Source organism: Methylophilus sp. (genome assembly GCF_052173275.1).
Classification (GTDB): domain Bacteria; phylum Pseudomonadota; class Gammaproteobacteria; order Burkholderiales; family Methylophilaceae; genus Methylophilus.
This window is the reverse complement of the sequence record NZ_JBQMUL010000002.1, coordinates 1,050,691-1,068,219: the sequence shown is the minus strand read 5'-3', so window position 1 is coordinate 1,068,219 and position 17,529 is coordinate 1,050,691. Positions and strand designations below refer to the sequence as shown.

The following is a 17,529-nucleotide window of genomic DNA, read 5'->3' as shown; positions in this document are numbered from 1 at the left end:
GATTGGGAAATAAAGTGCTATTGTAAGTTATCCAGCGACTTTCACCGGACGAAAATTCAAATTGCCGGGCTCTTTGCGTGCACTACGTGGCATAAACTGCATAATGCCTTGCGCTCTGGCCAAATCTGGCTGTTGCTGGATATACTGTTTTTTCCAGGCGCGATGCGGATTGCTGATAATGCCAGCCAGCCAGGCTGCCTGTATCGGGTTGAGTTTATGCGGTGGCACATTAAAGTAGTAGAGCGAGGCGGCATGTGCGCCACACAGGCTGGGGCCCAAGTCTACCGTATTCAGGTAAAGCTCCAGGATATCGGTTTTTGTCAGCGCAGATTCGAGTTGCACGGCATACAGCAACTCTTCTACTTTACGCTTCCAGGTGCGCTCGCCGTTGGTGAACATGTATTTCGCCAGTTGCTGGGTAATGGTACTGCCGCCTACCTGTTTATCTGCACTTTCCTTGCCTAGCAGATGCTGCATTTGTGCCATCACATAACCGGGATGATGTTTGAATTCGGCATCTTCGGCGATGATGGCAGCCACCGGCAGCCAGCGCCCCAGTTTGTCGTAAGGCACCCATTGCATGGTTTCGGGGTGTTTATGTTCGTCCAGTAACGGGCAATCATACTGTAAGGGCAACATGGTGGCAGCGCTGATGTTCAGGCCGGAAACCGCCATCGCACTCAACTGCGGTTGTGCACTCCACTCCTGCTTGGGCCAGCGCATGGTGCCCGAAGCGGTTAACGAACCGGAAACAATCGCTTCCCGTATCACCGGAGAATGCGGCTGCAACGGTTTAAGCAATGCCTGCAACGGCGTTTGCGGCAGTTCCCAGGTCAGCTTTAAGCTGCGCATGCTGACTTTGCCATTAAAATCTATTTTAAACAGCGGCTGGTTTTCGCCCACCGAAAGGTAACCGTGGATATGCTGCTGGTTCATTTGCAACCAGAGCTCTACCTTGGGAATGACGATGGGCTGGTCACTGACCGACTTGGCCTCTATCCAGCAATGGCGGCATCTCGCACGCAACCCATCTTCGTCATATAACTGGATATCGCCGTGATGTAAATTAAAGGCCTGCCGGTCTAACAGCCAGCGCCCGGGCGCAGAAGTCGCCAGCATCAATAGCGGCACTACCCGCACTTGCACCCCGCCAGCCACTGGCAACTTGACGCGCCAAGCCTGTGTGTCATACGGTTGCCAGATCCAGCCAATCAATGCCAATACTGTCACCAGCATGGCGACCAGCACCGTCAATACCAGCCTTTTAAGCCATATTAGCAGCATGCGTGTTTGCCCTAGACCAGCAGCCGCTCCACCACTTTTCCGTGCTGCAAATGGCTTGCTATGATCTCGTCGATATCTTCATTATCGACAAAGGTATACCACACGGCCTGCGGGTAGATGACCATGACCGGCCCCTCGCCGCAACGGTCCAGGCAGCCGGCGCGGTTAATACGGACTTTCCCCGTACCGGCCAGGCCCTGTTTCTTGACGCTTTTTTTCATGTAATCAAACGCTGCTTCCGCCCCTCGGTTCATGCAGCAGTCCTCGCCTTTTTCGCGCTGGTTGAGACAGAAAAATACATGATATTGAAAGTGACTTTGATTCATAAGGTTGCTTTCTGGTGCCGCTTATACACAATGATCAAGGAAAAATACCACAGAAAAAGACCTGCAATAGAAAAACATTAGACGCTTCATTCTGTTGAAAGTTGGTCTTCTTTACTAAATGTCCAGGTGCGGGTGATGCTCAGGACATCAGTATCTTTGCGGATATCTTCAGGAAACACCGGGAAAGGTGCGGCGAGTTGCACAATGCGCCGTGCGGACTCATCCAGCAAGCGCTTGCCCGAACTCTGCTGGATCTTAATATGTTCGATACTGCCATCGGCGCGGATAGCCACGGTCAATTGCAGTTTGCCGTACAGTTTTTGCGTACGCGCTGCTTCCGGGTAGTTGAGGTTACCCACCTGCTCGATCTTCTGCCGCCATTGATCCACATAATTCGCAAAACGGTACTCACGCGTGCGTGCCCCTATAAACTGACGCTTGGGGCGCATTTCGTAAATATCCTGCTGCTTGGCGATCAGGGCTTCGAGTTTGGCCATTTCCTGCATGGCCATGATCTCACGCTGCGTTTGCACCGGCTGGTTCAGGGCTTGTGGGGTGGGCTTTCTGGCCGCCGCCTGTGTTTGTGACAACGGTGGTGCCTGCACGCTGGTCACTGTCTGGCTGGCCTTGAGTTGCGTCATCAGCGCTTGCGCTTCCTGTTCCAGTTGCGCCACGCGCTGTTGATGACGTTGTAATTCTGCATCCTGCGGCGTGGCTGGCATGGCGGGTTGCATGGTCGCCTCAGCCGCTTGCGGCGTCGTCGACGGCATTTTCTGCACGCTGGGCAACGGGCTTTTCATCTGCCGCTTTTCGTCGGTATTGCCGCCACGGTCAAGGTTAGCTTGCGCCAGGGCATCGGCATTTTTAGGTGCTTGCTGGGTTTTGCTGTTCACCAGCATCACTTTCAGTGAAGGGATCTGGTCTTTGAGCGCTTTTAATTCAGGCTGAAAATGCAGCGTCAGCAGTACCGCATGCGCGATCAGCGAAAACCATAAAGCCCACACCAGAGGCGATCGTTCACGGAAGCGCATAGGGCATCTGCCGCCTGTTTAGCCCTGCAAAGCCTGCAATAATTGCTGATGGACACCGCCAAAGCCGCCGTTACTCATCACCAGCACATGGTCACCGGGTTGTGCCACGTGACTGACGGCTTGCACCAGCTGGGTTAAATCCTCAAATGTTTGTGCTTTGCTTTGCATGGGGGCGAGGGCAGCGGCTGCATCCCAGCCCAGGTTGTTGGCATAGCAAAATACAGCGTCTGCATCCCGCAGGCTTTCAGGCAATGCCTCTTTCATCACCCCCAGTTTCATGGTGTTGGAGCGCGGTTCCAGCACTGCCAGGATACGCGCTGTGCCGACCTTGGCACGCAAGCCTGCGACCGTAGTGGCGATAGCAGTGGGGTGATGGGCAAAGTCATCATAGACCGTGACGTTGTTGACGACACCTTTGACTTCCATGCGCCGTTTGACGTTTTTAAACTCGCTTAATGCTTCGATCGCGATACACGGCGCCACACCAATATGGCGGGCAGCGGCAATCACGGCCAGCGCATTGCTGCGGTTATGCTCACCCATGAGCTCCCAGCTCACATTGCCCTGGCGTTCGCCGTTAAAGAACACATCGAAGCGGCCTTGTGCATCGACATGTTGCACTTGCCAGCCTGCAGCACTATCTATGCGCTCCACTGCACTCCAGCAACCACGGGCCAGCACGCGGTCCAGACTTTGCTGCTGATTCGCAACCACCAAGCCTAGCTGCGGCACAGTGCGTACTAAGTGATGGAACTGTTTTTCAATCGCGGGCAGGTCTTCAAAAATATCGGCGTGGTCAAATTCCAGGTTGTTTAACACCGCCGTGCGCGGACGGTAATGCACAAACTTGGAACGCTTGTCGAAAAAGGCAGTGTCGTATTCGTCGGCCTCAATCACAAAGAAGGGCGAGAGCGATTTTGGGTCTTGCTTAGGTGTTTGTGGCAAACGGGCGGACACGCCAAAGTTCTCCGGCACGCCACCGATCAGGAAACCCGGCGCCAGACCGGCATATTCCAGCACCCACGCCAGCATGGAAGAAGTCGTTGTTTTGCCATGCGTCCCGGCGACTGCCAATACCCATTTGCCTTGCAGTACATGCTCGGCCAGCCATTGCGGGCCAGAGATATAAGGCAGGCCCTGATTGAGGATTTCTTCCATCAGGGGGTTCCCGCGTGTGACCACATTGCCTATCACATACATATCAGGTTTGAATGCGGTCTGGCTGGGGTCAAAGCCTTCTATCAGCTCTATGCCTTGCGCTTCCAGTTGCGTACTCATTGGTGGATACACATTGGCATCACACCCGGTGACACGGTGCCCTGCGGCTTTTGCCAGCACCGCAATGCCGCCCATAAACGTGCCGCAAATACCAAGGATGTGAATATGCATAGAATTTACCGAATCAATTTAACGAATGCATTTTACCAAACAACGTTTGATAAAGCGGTAGCGAAAAAACTCAATTTTTCGCGAACAGTGGCAGGTACTGGCGACAGCGCGCTGCAATATCTGTGGCCTGGAAAATATCTGTGATCACAGCCAGCGCATCTGCACCCGCGGCGACCAATGGTGGCGCGTTATCCAGGGTAATGCCGCCGATGCCGACCACAGGCAATGACAGCGATTGCTTCGCCCGACTGAACAACTCTGCGCTTGCGCGCGGCGCATCTGGCTTGGTAGGGGAGGGGTAGCAGGCACCAAACGCGATGTAATCTGCACCGGCTGCTTGCGCCTGTTGCGCGAGCTCAAAACGGTTATAGCAGGAGGCGCCTATGATTTTGCCTGCCCCTAGTTGCGCGCGTGCTGCTGCGATGGCTTGATCATGCTGGCCGATATGTACGCCGTCTGCGTCCAGCGTCACCGCCAGTGCCACATGGTCGTTAATCAGTAAAGGCACCCTGGCCTGGCGGCAAATAGTTAGCAGGGCACTGGCCTGTTCAATTCGCAATGCATCACTGGCTGTTTTATGACGGTATTGCACGATGGAAACACCGCCTTGCACTGCCTGCTTCACCTGCTCGCACAACAATGTGGTGTCATCGCAATCTGGCGTGACCAGGTACAGCCCTTTAATGCTGTAGCTCACTGGCTTTTTCCTGGACATCGGTCTCGCGCGCCCAGAAAAAACGATCCGGGATAAATTGCCCCATGCCAGGACGGAAAGCATGGCGCAACGTTTGCCAGGTGAATTCCTGCGCTTCATGCACGGCTTCTTCAATGGTCAGCCCATGCGCCAGGCAGGCAGTGATCGCGCTGGTGAGGGTACAGCCAGAGCCATGATAGCTGCCTGGCAAACGTTCCCAGTGATAATCCTTGATCAAGCCAGGCATATTGCTCAGCTGCATACCGTATAAGCTATTCACTACATCGATAGAACGCTCATGGGTGCCGGTGATCATGACGTATTCGCTGCCCATCTCCAGCAGCCGCAACGCGCACTCTTCCAGCGAGCTGTGTTTCACTTCATCACCCTCGTCGTAATAGGCGAGGCGGCGCGCCTCCAAACTATTAGGGGTGATCAGTGTGGCCTGCGGGAACAGTAATTCGCACATGGCGGCTTGCATTTCTTCATTGGAAAGCTCATCACCACGCCCTGAAGTGAGGATAGGATCAATAATCAGCGGCACATCCGGGTAATCGGCCACGATTTCGGCGATGATGGCGACATTTTCGACGCTGCCCAGCAAACCCAGTTTGAATGCGCTGACGGAGACGTCTTCAAGGATGGTACGTGCCTGGTCATTGATCCAGTCTGCGTCCAGCGGCATGACACTTTCTACACCCACGGTATCTTGCACCGTGATACCCGTGATCACTGAAAGTGGGTAGCAGCCGATACTGGCGAGCGCCATGATATCTGCCTGCACACCGGCACCACTGCTGGGGTCTGTTGCTGCAAATGTAAGAACGGTTGGGGGAGTGATAGCCATGAAAATTCCTTTGGAGCGGCTGACGGGAATCGAACCCGCGTATCAAGCTTGGGAAGCTGGCGTTCTACCATTGAACTACAGCCGCATTTTAAGTGCTTGTTTTTAAACAATATTTTTTTAGCACTTTTCTAAAATAGGGTCATTAATAAGTGTCATTTTATCATTAAATGAGACACTCACATGAAGCTATTCCTTGAAAAAAGAACCGATGGAACATTCTATTTTAGGCAAACTAAAATTGTGAATAACAAGCAAATAGCTAAAAGAATTAATTTAAAGACCAGATGTATCAAAACAGCTAGAATTTTAGCAATTCAAATACTAGCCAGATTACAAATGGACAAGTTTAAAAAATTCGATGCTGTATATGACAACCAAGGCAATCTTATCAAAGTAAATGTTGATACAAGCAATCCTGAAGATATGAAATCTTTTATGCTACTTCAACAACAGATTGAAGATAGCAGAGCTTTTAAGCATAAAAGAGAATTAGAAATGCTTAGAGCTGAAGCTGAACTGGCTGAATTGAAAAGAGACAAGTCTCAAGATGAATCTAATAAAGAATTATATGTAAAGCTCACTCAGCAGTATTCAGGTGAAACACTTGAGGTGCTAATCGATACATATTTTAAAAAACTGAAGGTAAAAAATGTTCAAACTCGATCTAAATATCTCAGAATAGTTACTAATTTTCATAAATATTGTCTTGAAAGAGGTATCAAATATTTAAATCAAATAGACAGAAAGAATGTAGTCCTGGTCTACATTGAATATTTAAAAGCAACTAAACAACCTCAGAAAAATATTAAAAACATAATGGGTGTATTAGGTACTTTTTTTAGGAAGCAAATCGCCAATGGTGAAACTACAAATTCTAATCCTTTCAATGGTCATGATTTTGATATTGAAGATGAAGAAGGTAGATTACCTTTTACTACTGAAGAGCTAGATAAAATTTTCAAAAGTGATTTCGTAAGAAGCAATCAGCAAAATAAATTCATTCTGTTATTACTCTTAACAACTGGAGCTAGACCTAATGAAATATGCCAATTAATGGCAGAGGATATCTATAAAGATATATCTGGTGATTTTCATATCTTAGATATTAATGATGATGGGTATGAGAAAACATTAAAGAATAGAGCTAGCAAAAGAAAAATCTATATACATCAGCTTTTAATTGATCATGGATTTCTTGATTACCTAGGCACAAGATCCAACAAAAGATTATTTGATTTAAAGAAACCAAAAGGTAAAAATTTCTCGGTTATTTTTAGTGAAGACTTTACCGAACTTCTTAGAAGTGAACTTGAAATTAAAGTAAAAGTTTTATATTGCTTCAGACACACTTGTATTAATAGACTGAAACAACATAAGATTAATGTTGAAATTAGAGAGGATTTGACAGGCCATACTCCTGAAGGAGTAAATGGTAAAACTTACTCTCAAAAATTTAGTGCTGAAATGTTGAGAAATGAAACCCAAGAAATTTTAAAATATAAAGAGATTGAAAGCTCATTTTTCGAGTTTGATTAAATAATATTAAAATAATTAAAGGAACTCTATGGATGGGTTGAAGAAATTTTTAAATGTGATATCAAAATTAGTCTTCATTGGTTTGATTATTACAATGGTGAGATGTTCTACAGATAATGGTTCGACTGCTAATGATGAGAGTAATAAAGAAAAAGCAGCTACAACTAAAAACAATACTTCTGTAGATGAAAAAGACAATACGATTTCAAATAATTCTAATAATCTAAGCAAAATAAAAGATATAAAAAAGCCAAAGATTACATTGAGTGAAAAAGAAAAGAAAATATTAGACTTCATACTACAAGAAAAAATTAACTCATTTAATTCAGGGCGAAATTCATCACTTAAAAATAAATTAATATTGACCTCATCTACTGATGTTGAATTGTCATATCAAGAGAATGGAGTTGCAGCCGATAAAAAATATAAGCATAACCTTCTTTATATAACCGGACAGGTCGCAAGTATTAACAGTGGAAGTGGGCAAGGACCGTTTCTTGAACTATATGGATACAATGAATATTCATACCCACAGTTAACATTTTATGAGCCAAATTTAGATAAAATCTCACAGATAAATAAAGGTGATTATGTTCATTTAGTTTGTATAGGAGCTGGTGAAATAATTGGTAGAGTAATTTTTAAACACTGTGTGTTTTCAGAAGATTATGCAAATAATATGATATCCGCAGAAAAACAACTTATTCAAAGATTTTTAGATAATGTGCAAACAAATAATTCTGAAGCTATTGAAGATTTAAAATCTGCGATATTTTATGCTAAAAACCTCCCAGCCGATTCAACTTGCTATACAGATAATATTGATTGTTCTAGTGAAATTCTTCAACTTTCAGACCAATTTAATAATAAAGTTTCATTAAAAATTGAAGGTGAGTTAAGGAAGAAATTAGGTCAAACTGATTATTAACCACCACAAAATAGAAAACCAGCTAAATGCTGGTTTTTTGTTTTTTGGTGGCACAGAGTTTGAGATGTAATCTCAAGGTTTAGAGAGATTCCATAAGAGAGATTTATCTCTCTTTGGCAGACTGAACGAAAAAGCGAAGCTTTGTAGTGTGGGTATCGTTAGATACCCCTAGTCTGTACCTAGACGTATCAAATCAAAGACAAAAACCAAAAAAAAGTAAAAAACCTATCTACATAAAACCACTGCGCTAGAGGTATGTTGACATTGAGAAATTTTCTGCGATAACTATATGAGAGCAGGAGATTTTTACAATGGCAAAAAAAGAACAAACAACAAGCCAATTTATGCATTTAGAGCTTTATAGCAGAAGTGGCAATGCCACTACTGGAAAAACAAGCACTGGTGGTGTGATTTGGGAAGCTACCAGGGTAGAGGGTTTCACAGACCATATTGTTGCTGATGGTTTTACTCCTGTAGCTCCAACTTATTTATATAGTCAAAACAATCTCACACTAGATGTTCATTACGAAAATATACTGGCACAAGTAGAAACTGAAAAAGATGGACTTGGCAGAAAAATAAAATCTGACAAAAATATTCTGCTTGCTGGTGTTGTTTCATTCCCAAAGCCAAGAGTTGCTGTTTGGTCTGATGATGATAAACAAGACTTCATCACTTTTAAAGAGCAATCAATTGAGTTCATGAAAAAACAATGGGGAGATAACTTGCTATGTGTTTTAGAGCATACAGATGAGCAATACCCTCATTTACATTTCTATGTAGTAAATAAAACCAGAATTGCCTCTACACCTGAGATGCATCCGGGATTTGCTGAAAATATAAGAATTGAGAAAGAAGCTAAAGCACTTAATCAACCAGTGAATAAAAAAGAGCAGGTCAAAGCTTATAAAGATGCCATGCGAAAATTTCAGGATGATTTTTATCAAACTGTTTCTGTATATTGTGGTTTAGATAGATTAGGTCCAAAAGCTCAACGATTGAACAGGAATGAGTGGAAAGAAAAGAAGAGAGCTACCAAGTTACTTGCCAAAGCATTCAAGAAAGTTAAAGAGCAAGCTGCTGACATTAATATTAAATCAAACACTCTAAATATTTCCATGCTGGAACTAGAGCAACAGATTGCCAATGTAATTGATATGCAGGTTCAAGTTGAAAAAGACCAACAAGCTATAGCAAAAGGTGTTGAAGATTTAGAGCTGGCTAAATTTGTTAAGGAAAATTACCCACAAATTGCTACCAATTTCAAAATGAAAAAAATTAGAAGAGATGCCACTGAACCTAATAGCAGTTTGATGAAAAGTAAAAAATTATGAGGTTATTAATACATATCAACAATAAAGAGATTGAAATTCAAGACATTAATAAGCTTAAAGAGCATATGCAATATTTAAGTGATTTAATTCATACATATGAAGACACACAAGAGGAAGTAATTTTTAATATGCCATCTAGCATAATTAAAAAGAACAAGCTGGATATTTAAAAAACTAAGAACCTGGGAAATGTGCCCATACGGGCGAAGAGCATTTGCCATTCGGCAAAATCAAGTTAGAATTAAGTGTCATTTACTAGTGTCATTATTTTAGTGTAGTTCGAAATTGAATTTAATAAAAAATCATTAGAATCAATTACTTAAAGTAGAAATTTTTCAGTATCATTTCTACCATTGAACTACAGCCGCGAATAGCCATTATTTTACTTGTATTTTACTTGCTTGGCTAAGCACCTAAATAAAATGTTATGCCACACAAAAGAAAAGCCGGGCGATTGCCCGGCTTTTTTCAAGCGCCTTTAAACCTGGCGCAAAAGAGTTAGCTGCTCTGAACTAGATACAATTGGAGCTGACACCATCCGGCAATTTCACACCAGAGTTCAATACAGGTGTACTACCCAGGCTATCTTCATTGACAGGACATGCTACCGCATCCAGATCTTCCTCATCACCCGCAGCAGGGTTCAATGAAACGATAGTCATGGTATTCAGTGCCGGGTTGTTAGGGATCAAACCACCCAAACCAGCATCATCCCTGGGGGAAGCGAAGCCCAACGCTGTGACTGGTGCAGGCAAAGCCACGATAGTCCCTGTCGCGTTTGAATTCGTTACGACGGTATAGCCATTAAACGAACCTGCGGTTGGGTTGAATATCTGCTTGCCTTCTCTGGTGGTAATGCTGGCCACATTGTATGTACTGTCGATAGGCTTGCCTGTACCAGCAGCGGCATTGTCATAAGTAGCAGCAGTGATCGGCGTTGGTGTGATGGTGACGATATCGCCATCCAGTGCACCTGAAGCGGTGACTGACAAACCACTCACATCAGTCACTACATTGTTACCATCGAAAGTCTTGGTTGCTGTACCGTTCAAAGTGGCGGTCACGGTGGGGCTGACTGCATGCACAAAGCCATTACCAGTGCCTAGCAACGCGCCACCAAACGTGGTGCCATATTGCTTGTAGTCATACGCAGCCAGCAAATTAGTGCCTTTAACATCGCCGGTCGGGTCGTTGCTGTAAATGGTCCAGTTTCCATCCGTACCGGTAGTGATAGTGGCATCTACATTATTTTTGAAATTGCCACCGGCCACCAGTTGCACCGCATCATCTGCTCTGCTGCTGGTCAGGATGTTGCCATTCAGGTTTAAATCACCACCGGCCTGGGCAAAGACAGTGGCTGCTTTACCGGCAGTCCCGAAGAATGATGCGGTACCAGCCAGGTTAGTCACCGCGCCCATATTCACAGTGCCATTGGCCGCGATCAACTCTACTTTACCAGCTGCACCGCCTGATGGATTCAGCAGGACGCCATTGCCGCCATTTGCAGTAATGGTGCCTACATCAATGTTGTCATTCGCATTCACCTTCACATTACCCGCGCTCATACCTTGTGTAAAGGCAGTGCTGGCGCCGGCACTGGTGTTGATAACCAGCGCCTTGACGCTACCGCCTTTGGCATCCAGCGTCACGCTACCGCCTATGCCATTGGTGCCGCCATTGCTGTTGATATTGCCAGCGTTAATGTCGCCATTACCAGTGTTGGTGATATTCACTGCGCCTGATAACCTGGAACTAGGTGCGCTGAAGCCTGCATTGCCTGAACTGGTGGTGATGTTACCCACAGTTGCGCCGTTCGCAGTAGTGATGGTGACCGCACCACCTTGACCGCCACCTAACACCGGGTTAAATGAAGCGCCACCGGTGGTATTGATATTACCTGTCATCGTCAAACTGTTGGCAGTGATTTTTACTTCGCCGCCTTTATCGCCACCAAAAAGCAGGCCGGTGCCGCCATTGGCATTGATGTTTGCGCTACCAAGGTTAGCGCTACCTGTGGTGTCAATTTTCACATCACCGGCGATACCCAGCACGCTACCTGTGGTATTGATATTACCAGCGGTGTGGGTAATCGTCGCGGCTGAAAGCGTCACGCCTGCAGACCCTGTGATATTCGCGCCGATGGCGATATTACCGCCACCGATGCCATCTGCGTCAGCTTTCAACGTCACCTTGCCAAAGGTGCCTGAAGTAATATTGGCATTCACATTGATATCGTTACCGGCTTCCAGGCGAACACTGCCTGTTGCCTTCGTCATTGTCAGCGCACTGCTCACAGTAATATTATTAGTCGCTTGCAGGAACAACTCATTAAAGCCTTTAACGCTATTCACGTTCACTGTCGTTGTTGTACCTGGGTTGCCAAAAGCGATATCAGGCGTGCCATTGGCAAGGTCAGGCAATGGCAGCTGAGGATTGGTGCTCAGGATGATATTGGTTGGGTCAAGCAGCACGGTACCACCTGCGCCATTCACAGCACCCACATCAACGCCACCATGGAAATCCAGGTCCTGCTTGCCTGAAACCTCAACGAAACCACCGTTGCCGCTAGCCGCACCACCTTGTGCAGAAATGTCACCGTAGTAACGTGTCAGCTGGTCTGCCCATACCACGACTGTACCGCCGTCACCTTGCTGGATGGCATCCGCTTTGATCGTTGCGCCAGCACCGACATAGGCAGTCTGAGCGTTATAAACAGCTTCATTCTTGCCTTGATAATCGCCGCCAACCAATACTTTACCGCCACCTTTATCGCCAGAAGCATCCAGCACGGCACCATTCAATAGCGCCACTTGTTCGCCGGTCACGGCAATCGTACCGCCAGTGGTGTTTTCACCTTTTGCGATGAGCTGGCCAGAAACCTGTACCTGGCCGTTATCTCCACCTTCCAGGCGGATCACACCATCCCGCTCAACCAGCTGGTTGGCTTCTACAATACCAGTGATGTTGATCGCAGCAGAACGGGCACTGGTCGCTAATTGCACCAGACCGCCATTGGCCTGGATCAGGCCACTGTTTTTTACCGCAGCCTCAAGGGCATCGCCAGATAACTTAACCCTAACCAAACCATTACCATAAAAATCCAGCGTGGCTTCTTGTGCGGAGCCAAGTACAACGCTTCCGTTATTAGCGACTAAAGTACCCGTGTTCTCAACCGTTTTGCCCAACAGAACAATAAAGCCTTCGTCTTTCGCTTTAATGACGCCGTGGTTGATCACAGAGCCCGTGTTGTTAGCACCAGTGAAGCGATAAGTTCCGTTTAAGAAATCGTCATCTTTCATTGATAATGGTGACACAACAATGCTGCCGACATTCACTTGCGCAGTATCAGAAAAATAAACACCGTTAGGGTTTATAAAGAAGAGCAGGCTGTCAACATTAAACTTACCAGCGATTTTGGAAGCATCATTGCCTGTAATAACGAACATGGCTCTAGCACCAGCGGCCTGGTTAAGATTCACTGTTTCATGTGCATCAATATTAAACTGCACAAAGGAAGCTTTTAGAATGGCTGTCGTTTGATTGATATCCAGTGTCGTATCATTGTTGCTTTTAACGAAATCAGCGTGACCATAATTCAAAACGCCATCTGAAGGTAACGCCTGTGCAATAGTTGGCATGTACAAAGCCGCCACACCTGAGGCGATGGCATACGCCCATTTGGCTGATTTGCTTAATCGCGCAGAAAACACATCATCGGAAACGGATGCGTTTGCGTTCACTGTGGTTGATTTTTTTCCTTTGGTGCGAGCAGTTTCGGCTACAACTGTCCAAGCATTCTGGACATGACTCCACACAAGGCGATAAACGTGATTTAGGGATGCTGCTTTCATGACACTTCTCCTAATAGGTACTCCCCTGATCCTCCAAGATCAGGGGGGTCTTCCATTACTTCTCTCAATTCCTGATTTATCAATAGTTTGATTCAGGAAGTTTTTTTTGTCTGTAGCCCAGTATGACTAACGGGCTACGATTTTTAATTTTGTTATTTGCTACTTTTTTGCTGCGTAATCAATTAGAAGTTCTTACGTAACTGGGCCCACAATTGGTATTGTGTATCGCTGGCAGCGCCATCCAGATCACGTTTTTGTTGTGAGTAGGTCGCTGTTAAAATCCATTGGCCTGGGAACTGGATATCCGTACCGACACCGACATGGTTTGACCGGACATGGTTATCACTGCCTAATGGCTCATGGTTCAGTTTGCCGCGACCTGCGTCATAAAAGGCAAATGGGGTCACTGATTGAATATAAGGCGTGACATCACCAGCCGTAGACACGAACGTTCTACGAATATCCGTGCCTACCATCCAGCCTTGATCAGCCTGGCTAGGGATCTCGGAGAACTGGCGCCAGCGGTTGATTGCACCGATACCAAATCTTTCAGCGATATCCAGGTTGCTGTTGGTGCCCTGGTAATCAGCACGCACAATCCAGTTGATGCCGTTCTCAAACACTTGGGTACGGCTGGAAGTCCAGTTCCATTTCAGGAAACTGCCCTGGGTATCCAGTAATGACCGGTCACTCGCTTTGGCGACATTATCTTTGTAAGAGACATTACCTTGCGTCAGAATCAGGCCCCATTGATAAGCGACATTACCGCCATCATTGATCCAGTCGCCGACCAGACCGAGTTCCAGGCTGGCGATATCGCGACGGTTATTGATCAGGAAGGCATCAACGTCATCATCCAAAATCTTGTAGTTAGTACCGACCTTGAATGCGATGCCTTTTTTAGTTTCGCGCAACAGCGGATGCTCAAGAGAACCATAGAAATAATGCGCATCACCGTGTGCATCAAACACTTTGAATTCTTTACCAAGCTTGTAATCAACATAGCTGTAAGCGACGTTCAAGATCGTGCCGGCATCACCCACAGGTGTGAAGTACAAGCTACTCAAAGAACGTTGCCCTTCATCATTGGATACTTTGCCAACCACAGCCAGCTGGTCACCGCGCCCATTCAGGTTATTCACAGCCAAGCCAAAGCCTACTGTTTCACGGTTGGTAAAACGGTTACCGTAATTGTTGGCGTTGATAAAGCCGCTGTATTTCGCTCTTGGCTCTACTGAAACAGCCACATCCGAACTACCAACCGCTTCGCCCGGGTTAAGCTGAGAAGTCACCTGTATGCCTGGCAAACCATTCATCACCATCAGGTTGCGCATTAAATTGCGCTCATTCAGCACCTCGCCCTTGTCCAGGCCATATTCTGAAAGTGACTGGAAGTAAGGCTGGTTAAGGCCTTCGCCCGCTTCGGTTTTAACGTCGCCCAGCGTACCTTCGAGGATAGAAAGCTCAACAACGGCATCCGCCGCACCGGTTTTTTGCAGATCTTGCGTGGGCAAATACACTTGTGTGAGCAGGTAGCCGCGTTGGCGGTAGTAATTACGGATGGTGCCTACGGCTTCATTGAGTTCACGCATGCCGATTTCATGGCCTGTCAGATGCGCCACTTGCGCAGCCAGCACTTCACTTGTGAATTGTTTGTTGCCCGAAAACTTGAATTCTTTGACGACGATCTGCAGGTTGGATTTTTTTTGTTTCTTTTCAGGGACTGGCGTCTCTTCTGGTACCTGGATGACAGGGTTAGGTTGTGGCAGGATAGGTCTGGGCAAATTTTGCTGAATATCGGGTAAAGACACACCGCCAGCAAACGCTTGCACTGTATAACCTACCGCCAATAAATTTACTACACTCCACCGGGTTATTTGTTTTTTCAAGATGATTCCTTATAACACCCTCAATATAAGGCCTCATCATATATCACTACAAATTATACTATATATGCATAATCAATTTGATAACAATTATTTACTATAATTAATTATTTGATACGTAAAATGTTGCGAAAACATTGCAAAAATCAATACTCAATCGCATCCACATCCACCACCCAGCGTATCTTCGCCTGCAGTGGATGCTGTCTCGCCCAGGCGACTGCTGCCTGCAAAAGTTGTTGCAATGCTCCGCGTTGAGCACATTGCAACATCACATACCCGCGTTCCATGCGATTGAGCCTGGCAATACCGGGTCGCACCGGGTCATAAATCATGGGTTTTTCCGGGAAATTTTGCGCGTGTTGCGCGACAAATTCGCGCGCAGAATGGGTCAAATCAGTCAAGAATTGCTCCACCAGCGCATAGTCAGCCGCTTCAGCTTTCATGACAGCAATATAAGCCGCCGGGGGAAACTGTAATGTGATGCGTTCCTGCAATAAAGTGTTGGCGAACTCGGCATAATTTTGCTGCTGCAAAGCGGCAAACAAAGGGTGCTGCGGAAAAGCCGTTTGTATCAACACTTCGCCCGGCTTATCGCCGCGGCCTGCGCGCCCGGCCACTTGCATCAACTGCGCAAATAGGCGCTCGCTGGCTCGGTAATCGGGGCTATACAGCGCACTGTCGGTATCCAGCACACCGACCAGGGTCAGATTGGCAAAATCGTGGCCTTTGGCCAGCATTTGCGTGCCAATCAGGATATCTATTTTTCCTGCATGTACGGCGGACAACAGCGCTGTGAGCGCATCCTTGCCCTGGATGGTATCCCTGTCTACCCGCGCCACCCGTGCCTGCGGAAACAATTGCTGCAGGGTTTCTTCCACACGCTGCGTGGCCTGACCGACCGGCCGTAGATCGGCATTGCCGCAACTCGGGCATTGCAGGGGAACCGGTTGCTCATCACCGCAGTGATGGCAGCGTAATAGCCGTTGCCGCAGGTGCAGCACCACTTTGGCAGAGCAGCGGCGGCAATCTGCCAGCCACTGGCAGGCGGAGCAATGCAATACCGGCGCATAGCCCCGGCGGTTGATAAACAATAAACTTTGTTCGCCGCGTTGCAGGCGTTTTTCTATCGCTTGTTTCAACTGTGGCGTTAAGCCAGCCTCAGGCGGCGAGTGTGTGGTATCCACACAAAATATGCGGGGTAATTGCGCCTGTGCCGCAGCGCGATTTTTCAGAGTCAGCAGACGGTAAGTCGGTTTTTTCGCAGGGTTATCCACCTGCCCGAGCGCGTTGTACCAGCTTTCGAGCGAGGGGGTGGCACTGCCCAGTACCACCGGAATCTGGCATTGTTTTGCGCGCACCAGAGCGACATCGCGCGCATGGTAGCGCATGCCATCCTGCTGCTTGTAGGAGCTGTCATGCTCCTCATCAAGGATCATCAGCTTGAGATGTGGCATGGGCGTAAAGACACTCAAGCGCGTGCCAATGACAATGCGCGCTTCGCCTGACTGCGCGGCCTGCCAGTGTTGCAAGCGCTCACTTTCACTTAAGTGGCTGTGCAAAGTCACCAGCGAGAACTGGCTTAAGCGGCTACGAAAACGGCCTTCCAGTTGCGGCGTGAGATTGATCTCCGGCACCATGATCAATACCTGAGATTGCGGCTCCGCCAGCACGGCTTGCAGCAGGCGGATATACACCTCTGTTTTCCCCGAGCCAGTCACCCCGAACAGCAGCCAGGGCTGAAACCGGTTCGAGGCATGCAAAATAGATTTGACGGCATGCGCCTGCTCGTCGTTTAGCGTTGGCTCATGGGCTGAGGCAGCTAGCGAAGGCCGTATCGCCAGCACTTCACGCCGGGAAACCAGCCCGCCCTCCAGCAGTGGCTGTATATTTTTTCGCCAGCTTGCAGACACCTCTGCCAACTGGGTTTCGCTGCATTCCGCGTGTTGCTGCAACAAAGCAATCAACCTGGAAAGTACAAGCTGGCGCTTGCCTATCAGGCCCTCCGGTATTGCTTGGACTAATGTATAGACCCACATTTTGCGCGACACCGCCGGTTTGATTTGCCGCAAGCGCAATGGCAGGCTGGAAAGCACAGTCTGGCCGAACGGGTAGTGATAATAATCTGCGCAAAAACGCAGCAATTTCAGGGTGGCGTCCTCAAATGGCACATCGTCAAAGGCCTGTATCACCGCTTTCAGTTTATTGGCAGGCACTTCACTTTCTGCTGGCAGCGCCATCACAATGGCGATCAATTGCCGCCCGGCAAAAGGCACGACCACACGATTGCCTACGTGTATATCCAGCCCAGGGTTGAGGTAATCAAATTGGCGATCCAATGGCACATCCAGCACTACGCGGACAATGCCGGTAGAAGTGATGGCCGGAGAGGAAAGGGCTGCTGAACACATGGGTGAAAGTGG

General features: G+C 47.5%; 12 protein-coding genes and 1 tRNA gene. 3 read left to right on the top strand and 10 right to left on the bottom strand.

All coding sequences use genetic code 11. The features are described from left to right. Positions 1–27: 27 nt before the first annotated feature. The 7 genes from ACTS9Y_RS06565 to ACTS9Y_RS06535 form a co-directional block, all read right to left on the bottom strand. A complete protein-coding gene (locus ACTS9Y_RS06565; protein ID WP_442585165.1) occupies positions 28–1,284 on the bottom strand; it encodes a biosynthetic peptidoglycan transglycosylase in 1,257 nt (418 codons plus the stop codon). A gap of 11 nt (positions 1,285–1,295) precedes the next feature. Next, on the bottom strand, positions 1,296–1,610 hold the full coding sequence (locus ACTS9Y_RS06560; protein WP_442585164.1) for a (2Fe-2S) ferredoxin domain-containing protein: 315 nt from the start codon (positions 1,608–1,610) through the stop codon (positions 1,296–1,298). 86 nt (positions 1,611–1,696) lie between these two features. Next, entirely contained in the window at positions 1,697–2,641 is a 945-nt protein-coding gene (locus ACTS9Y_RS06555; protein ID WP_442585163.1) for an energy transducer TonB, read from the bottom strand. Positions 2,642–2,659: 18 nt separating this feature from the next. Then, the gene (gene mpl / locus ACTS9Y_RS06550; protein WP_442585162.1) at positions 2,660–4,030 is read right to left on the bottom strand and encodes a UDP-N-acetylmuramate:L-alanyl-gamma-D-glutamyl-meso-diaminopimelate ligase; all 1,371 of its coding nucleotides are present in this window, start codon (positions 4,028–4,030) and stop codon (positions 2,660–2,662) included. Positions 4,031–4,100: 70 nt separating this feature from the next. Further along, positions 4,101–4,727, bottom strand: coding sequence for a thiamine phosphate synthase (gene thiE / locus ACTS9Y_RS06545; RefSeq protein WP_442585161.1), 627 nt, complete (start codon positions 4,725–4,727; stop codon positions 4,101–4,103). After that, complete coding sequence (gene thiD, locus ACTS9Y_RS06540) at positions 4,711–5,571, bottom strand: bifunctional hydroxymethylpyrimidine kinase/phosphomethylpyrimidine kinase (RefSeq protein WP_442585160.1); 861 nt, start codon at positions 5,569–5,571, stop codon at positions 4,711–4,713. The genes thiE and thiD overlap by 17 nt, the downstream gene beginning before the upstream one ends. 11 nt (positions 5,572–5,582) lie before the next feature. Further along, positions 5,583–5,656: transfer RNA gene (locus ACTS9Y_RS06535), tRNA-Gly, on the bottom strand. Positions 5,657–5,751: 95 nt separating this feature from the next. On the opposite strand from ACTS9Y_RS06535, the gene ACTS9Y_RS06530 reads away from it, so the two are divergent. The 3 genes from ACTS9Y_RS06530 to ACTS9Y_RS06520 all read left to right on the top strand — a co-directional run bounded on the left by ACTS9Y_RS06530 (position 5,752) and on the right by ACTS9Y_RS06520 (position 9,369). Continuing rightward, on the top strand, positions 5,752–7,107 hold the full coding sequence (locus tag ACTS9Y_RS06530) for a site-specific integrase (protein WP_442585159.1): 1,356 nt from the start codon (positions 5,752–5,754) through the stop codon (positions 7,105–7,107). A gap of 28 nt (positions 7,108–7,135) precedes the next feature. Continuing rightward, entirely contained in the window at positions 7,136–8,035 is a 900-nt protein-coding gene (locus tag ACTS9Y_RS06525; protein ID WP_442585158.1) for an OB-fold protein, read from the top strand. A 311-nt stretch (positions 8,036–8,346) separates the two neighbouring features. Then, the gene (locus ACTS9Y_RS06520; protein ID WP_442585157.1) at positions 8,347–9,369 is read left to right on the top strand and encodes a plasmid recombination protein; all 1,023 of its coding nucleotides are present in this window, start codon (positions 8,347–8,349) and stop codon (positions 9,367–9,369) included. A 512-nt stretch (positions 9,370–9,881) separates the two neighbouring features. Here ACTS9Y_RS06520 and ACTS9Y_RS06515 read toward each other — a convergent pair. The 3 genes from ACTS9Y_RS06515 to ACTS9Y_RS06505 form a co-directional block, all read right to left on the bottom strand. Beyond that, a complete protein-coding gene (locus tag ACTS9Y_RS06515) occupies positions 9,882–13,220 on the bottom strand; it encodes a two-partner secretion domain-containing protein (protein ID WP_442585156.1) in 3,339 nt (1,112 codons plus the stop codon). Between the two features lie 182 nt (positions 13,221–13,402). After that, complete coding sequence (locus ACTS9Y_RS06510; RefSeq protein ID WP_442585155.1) at positions 13,403–15,109, bottom strand: ShlB/FhaC/HecB family hemolysin secretion/activation protein; 1,707 nt, start codon at positions 15,107–15,109, stop codon at positions 13,403–13,405. A gap of 143 nt (positions 15,110–15,252) precedes the next feature. Further along, entirely contained in the window at positions 15,253–17,517 is a 2,265-nt protein-coding gene (locus ACTS9Y_RS06505; RefSeq protein WP_442585154.1) for a primosomal protein N', read from the bottom strand. Positions 17,518–17,529: the final 12 nt, after the last annotated feature.

Excerpts from the sequence above, each read along its gene's own strand:
- ACTS9Y_RS06565 (WP_442585165.1), bottom strand. The coding sequence starts at position 1,284 with ATGCTGCTAATATGGCTTAAAAGGCTGGTATTGACGGTGCTGGTCGCC.
- ACTS9Y_RS06560 (WP_442585164.1), bottom strand. The coding sequence starts at position 1,610 with ATGAATCAAAGTCACTTTCAATATCATGTATTTTTCTGTCTCAACCAG.
- ACTS9Y_RS06555 (WP_442585163.1), bottom strand. The coding sequence starts at position 2,641 with ATGCGCTTCCGTGAACGATCGCCTCTGGTGTGGGCTTTATGGTTTTCG.
- mpl (WP_442585162.1), bottom strand. The coding sequence starts at position 4,030 with ATGCATATTCACATCCTTGGTATTTGCGGCACGTTTATGGGCGGCATT.
- thiD (WP_442585160.1), bottom strand. The coding sequence starts at position 5,571 with ATGGCTATCACTCCCCCAACCGTTCTTACATTTGCAGCAACAGACCCC.
- ACTS9Y_RS06530 (WP_442585159.1), top strand. The coding sequence starts at position 5,752 with ATGAAGCTATTCCTTGAAAAAAGAACCGATGGAACATTCTATTTTAGG.
- ACTS9Y_RS06525 (WP_442585158.1), top strand. The coding sequence starts at position 7,136 with ATGGATGGGTTGAAGAAATTTTTAAATGTGATATCAAAATTAGTCTTC.
- ACTS9Y_RS06520 (WP_442585157.1), top strand. The coding sequence starts at position 8,347 with ATGGCAAAAAAAGAACAAACAACAAGCCAATTTATGCATTTAGAGCTT.
- ACTS9Y_RS06515 (WP_442585156.1), bottom strand. The coding sequence starts at position 13,220 with ATGAAAGCAGCATCCCTAAATCACGTTTATCGCCTTGTGTGGAGTCAT.
- ACTS9Y_RS06505 (WP_442585154.1), bottom strand. The coding sequence starts at position 17,517 with ATGTGTTCAGCAGCCCTTTCCTCTCCGGCCATCACTTCTACCGGCATT.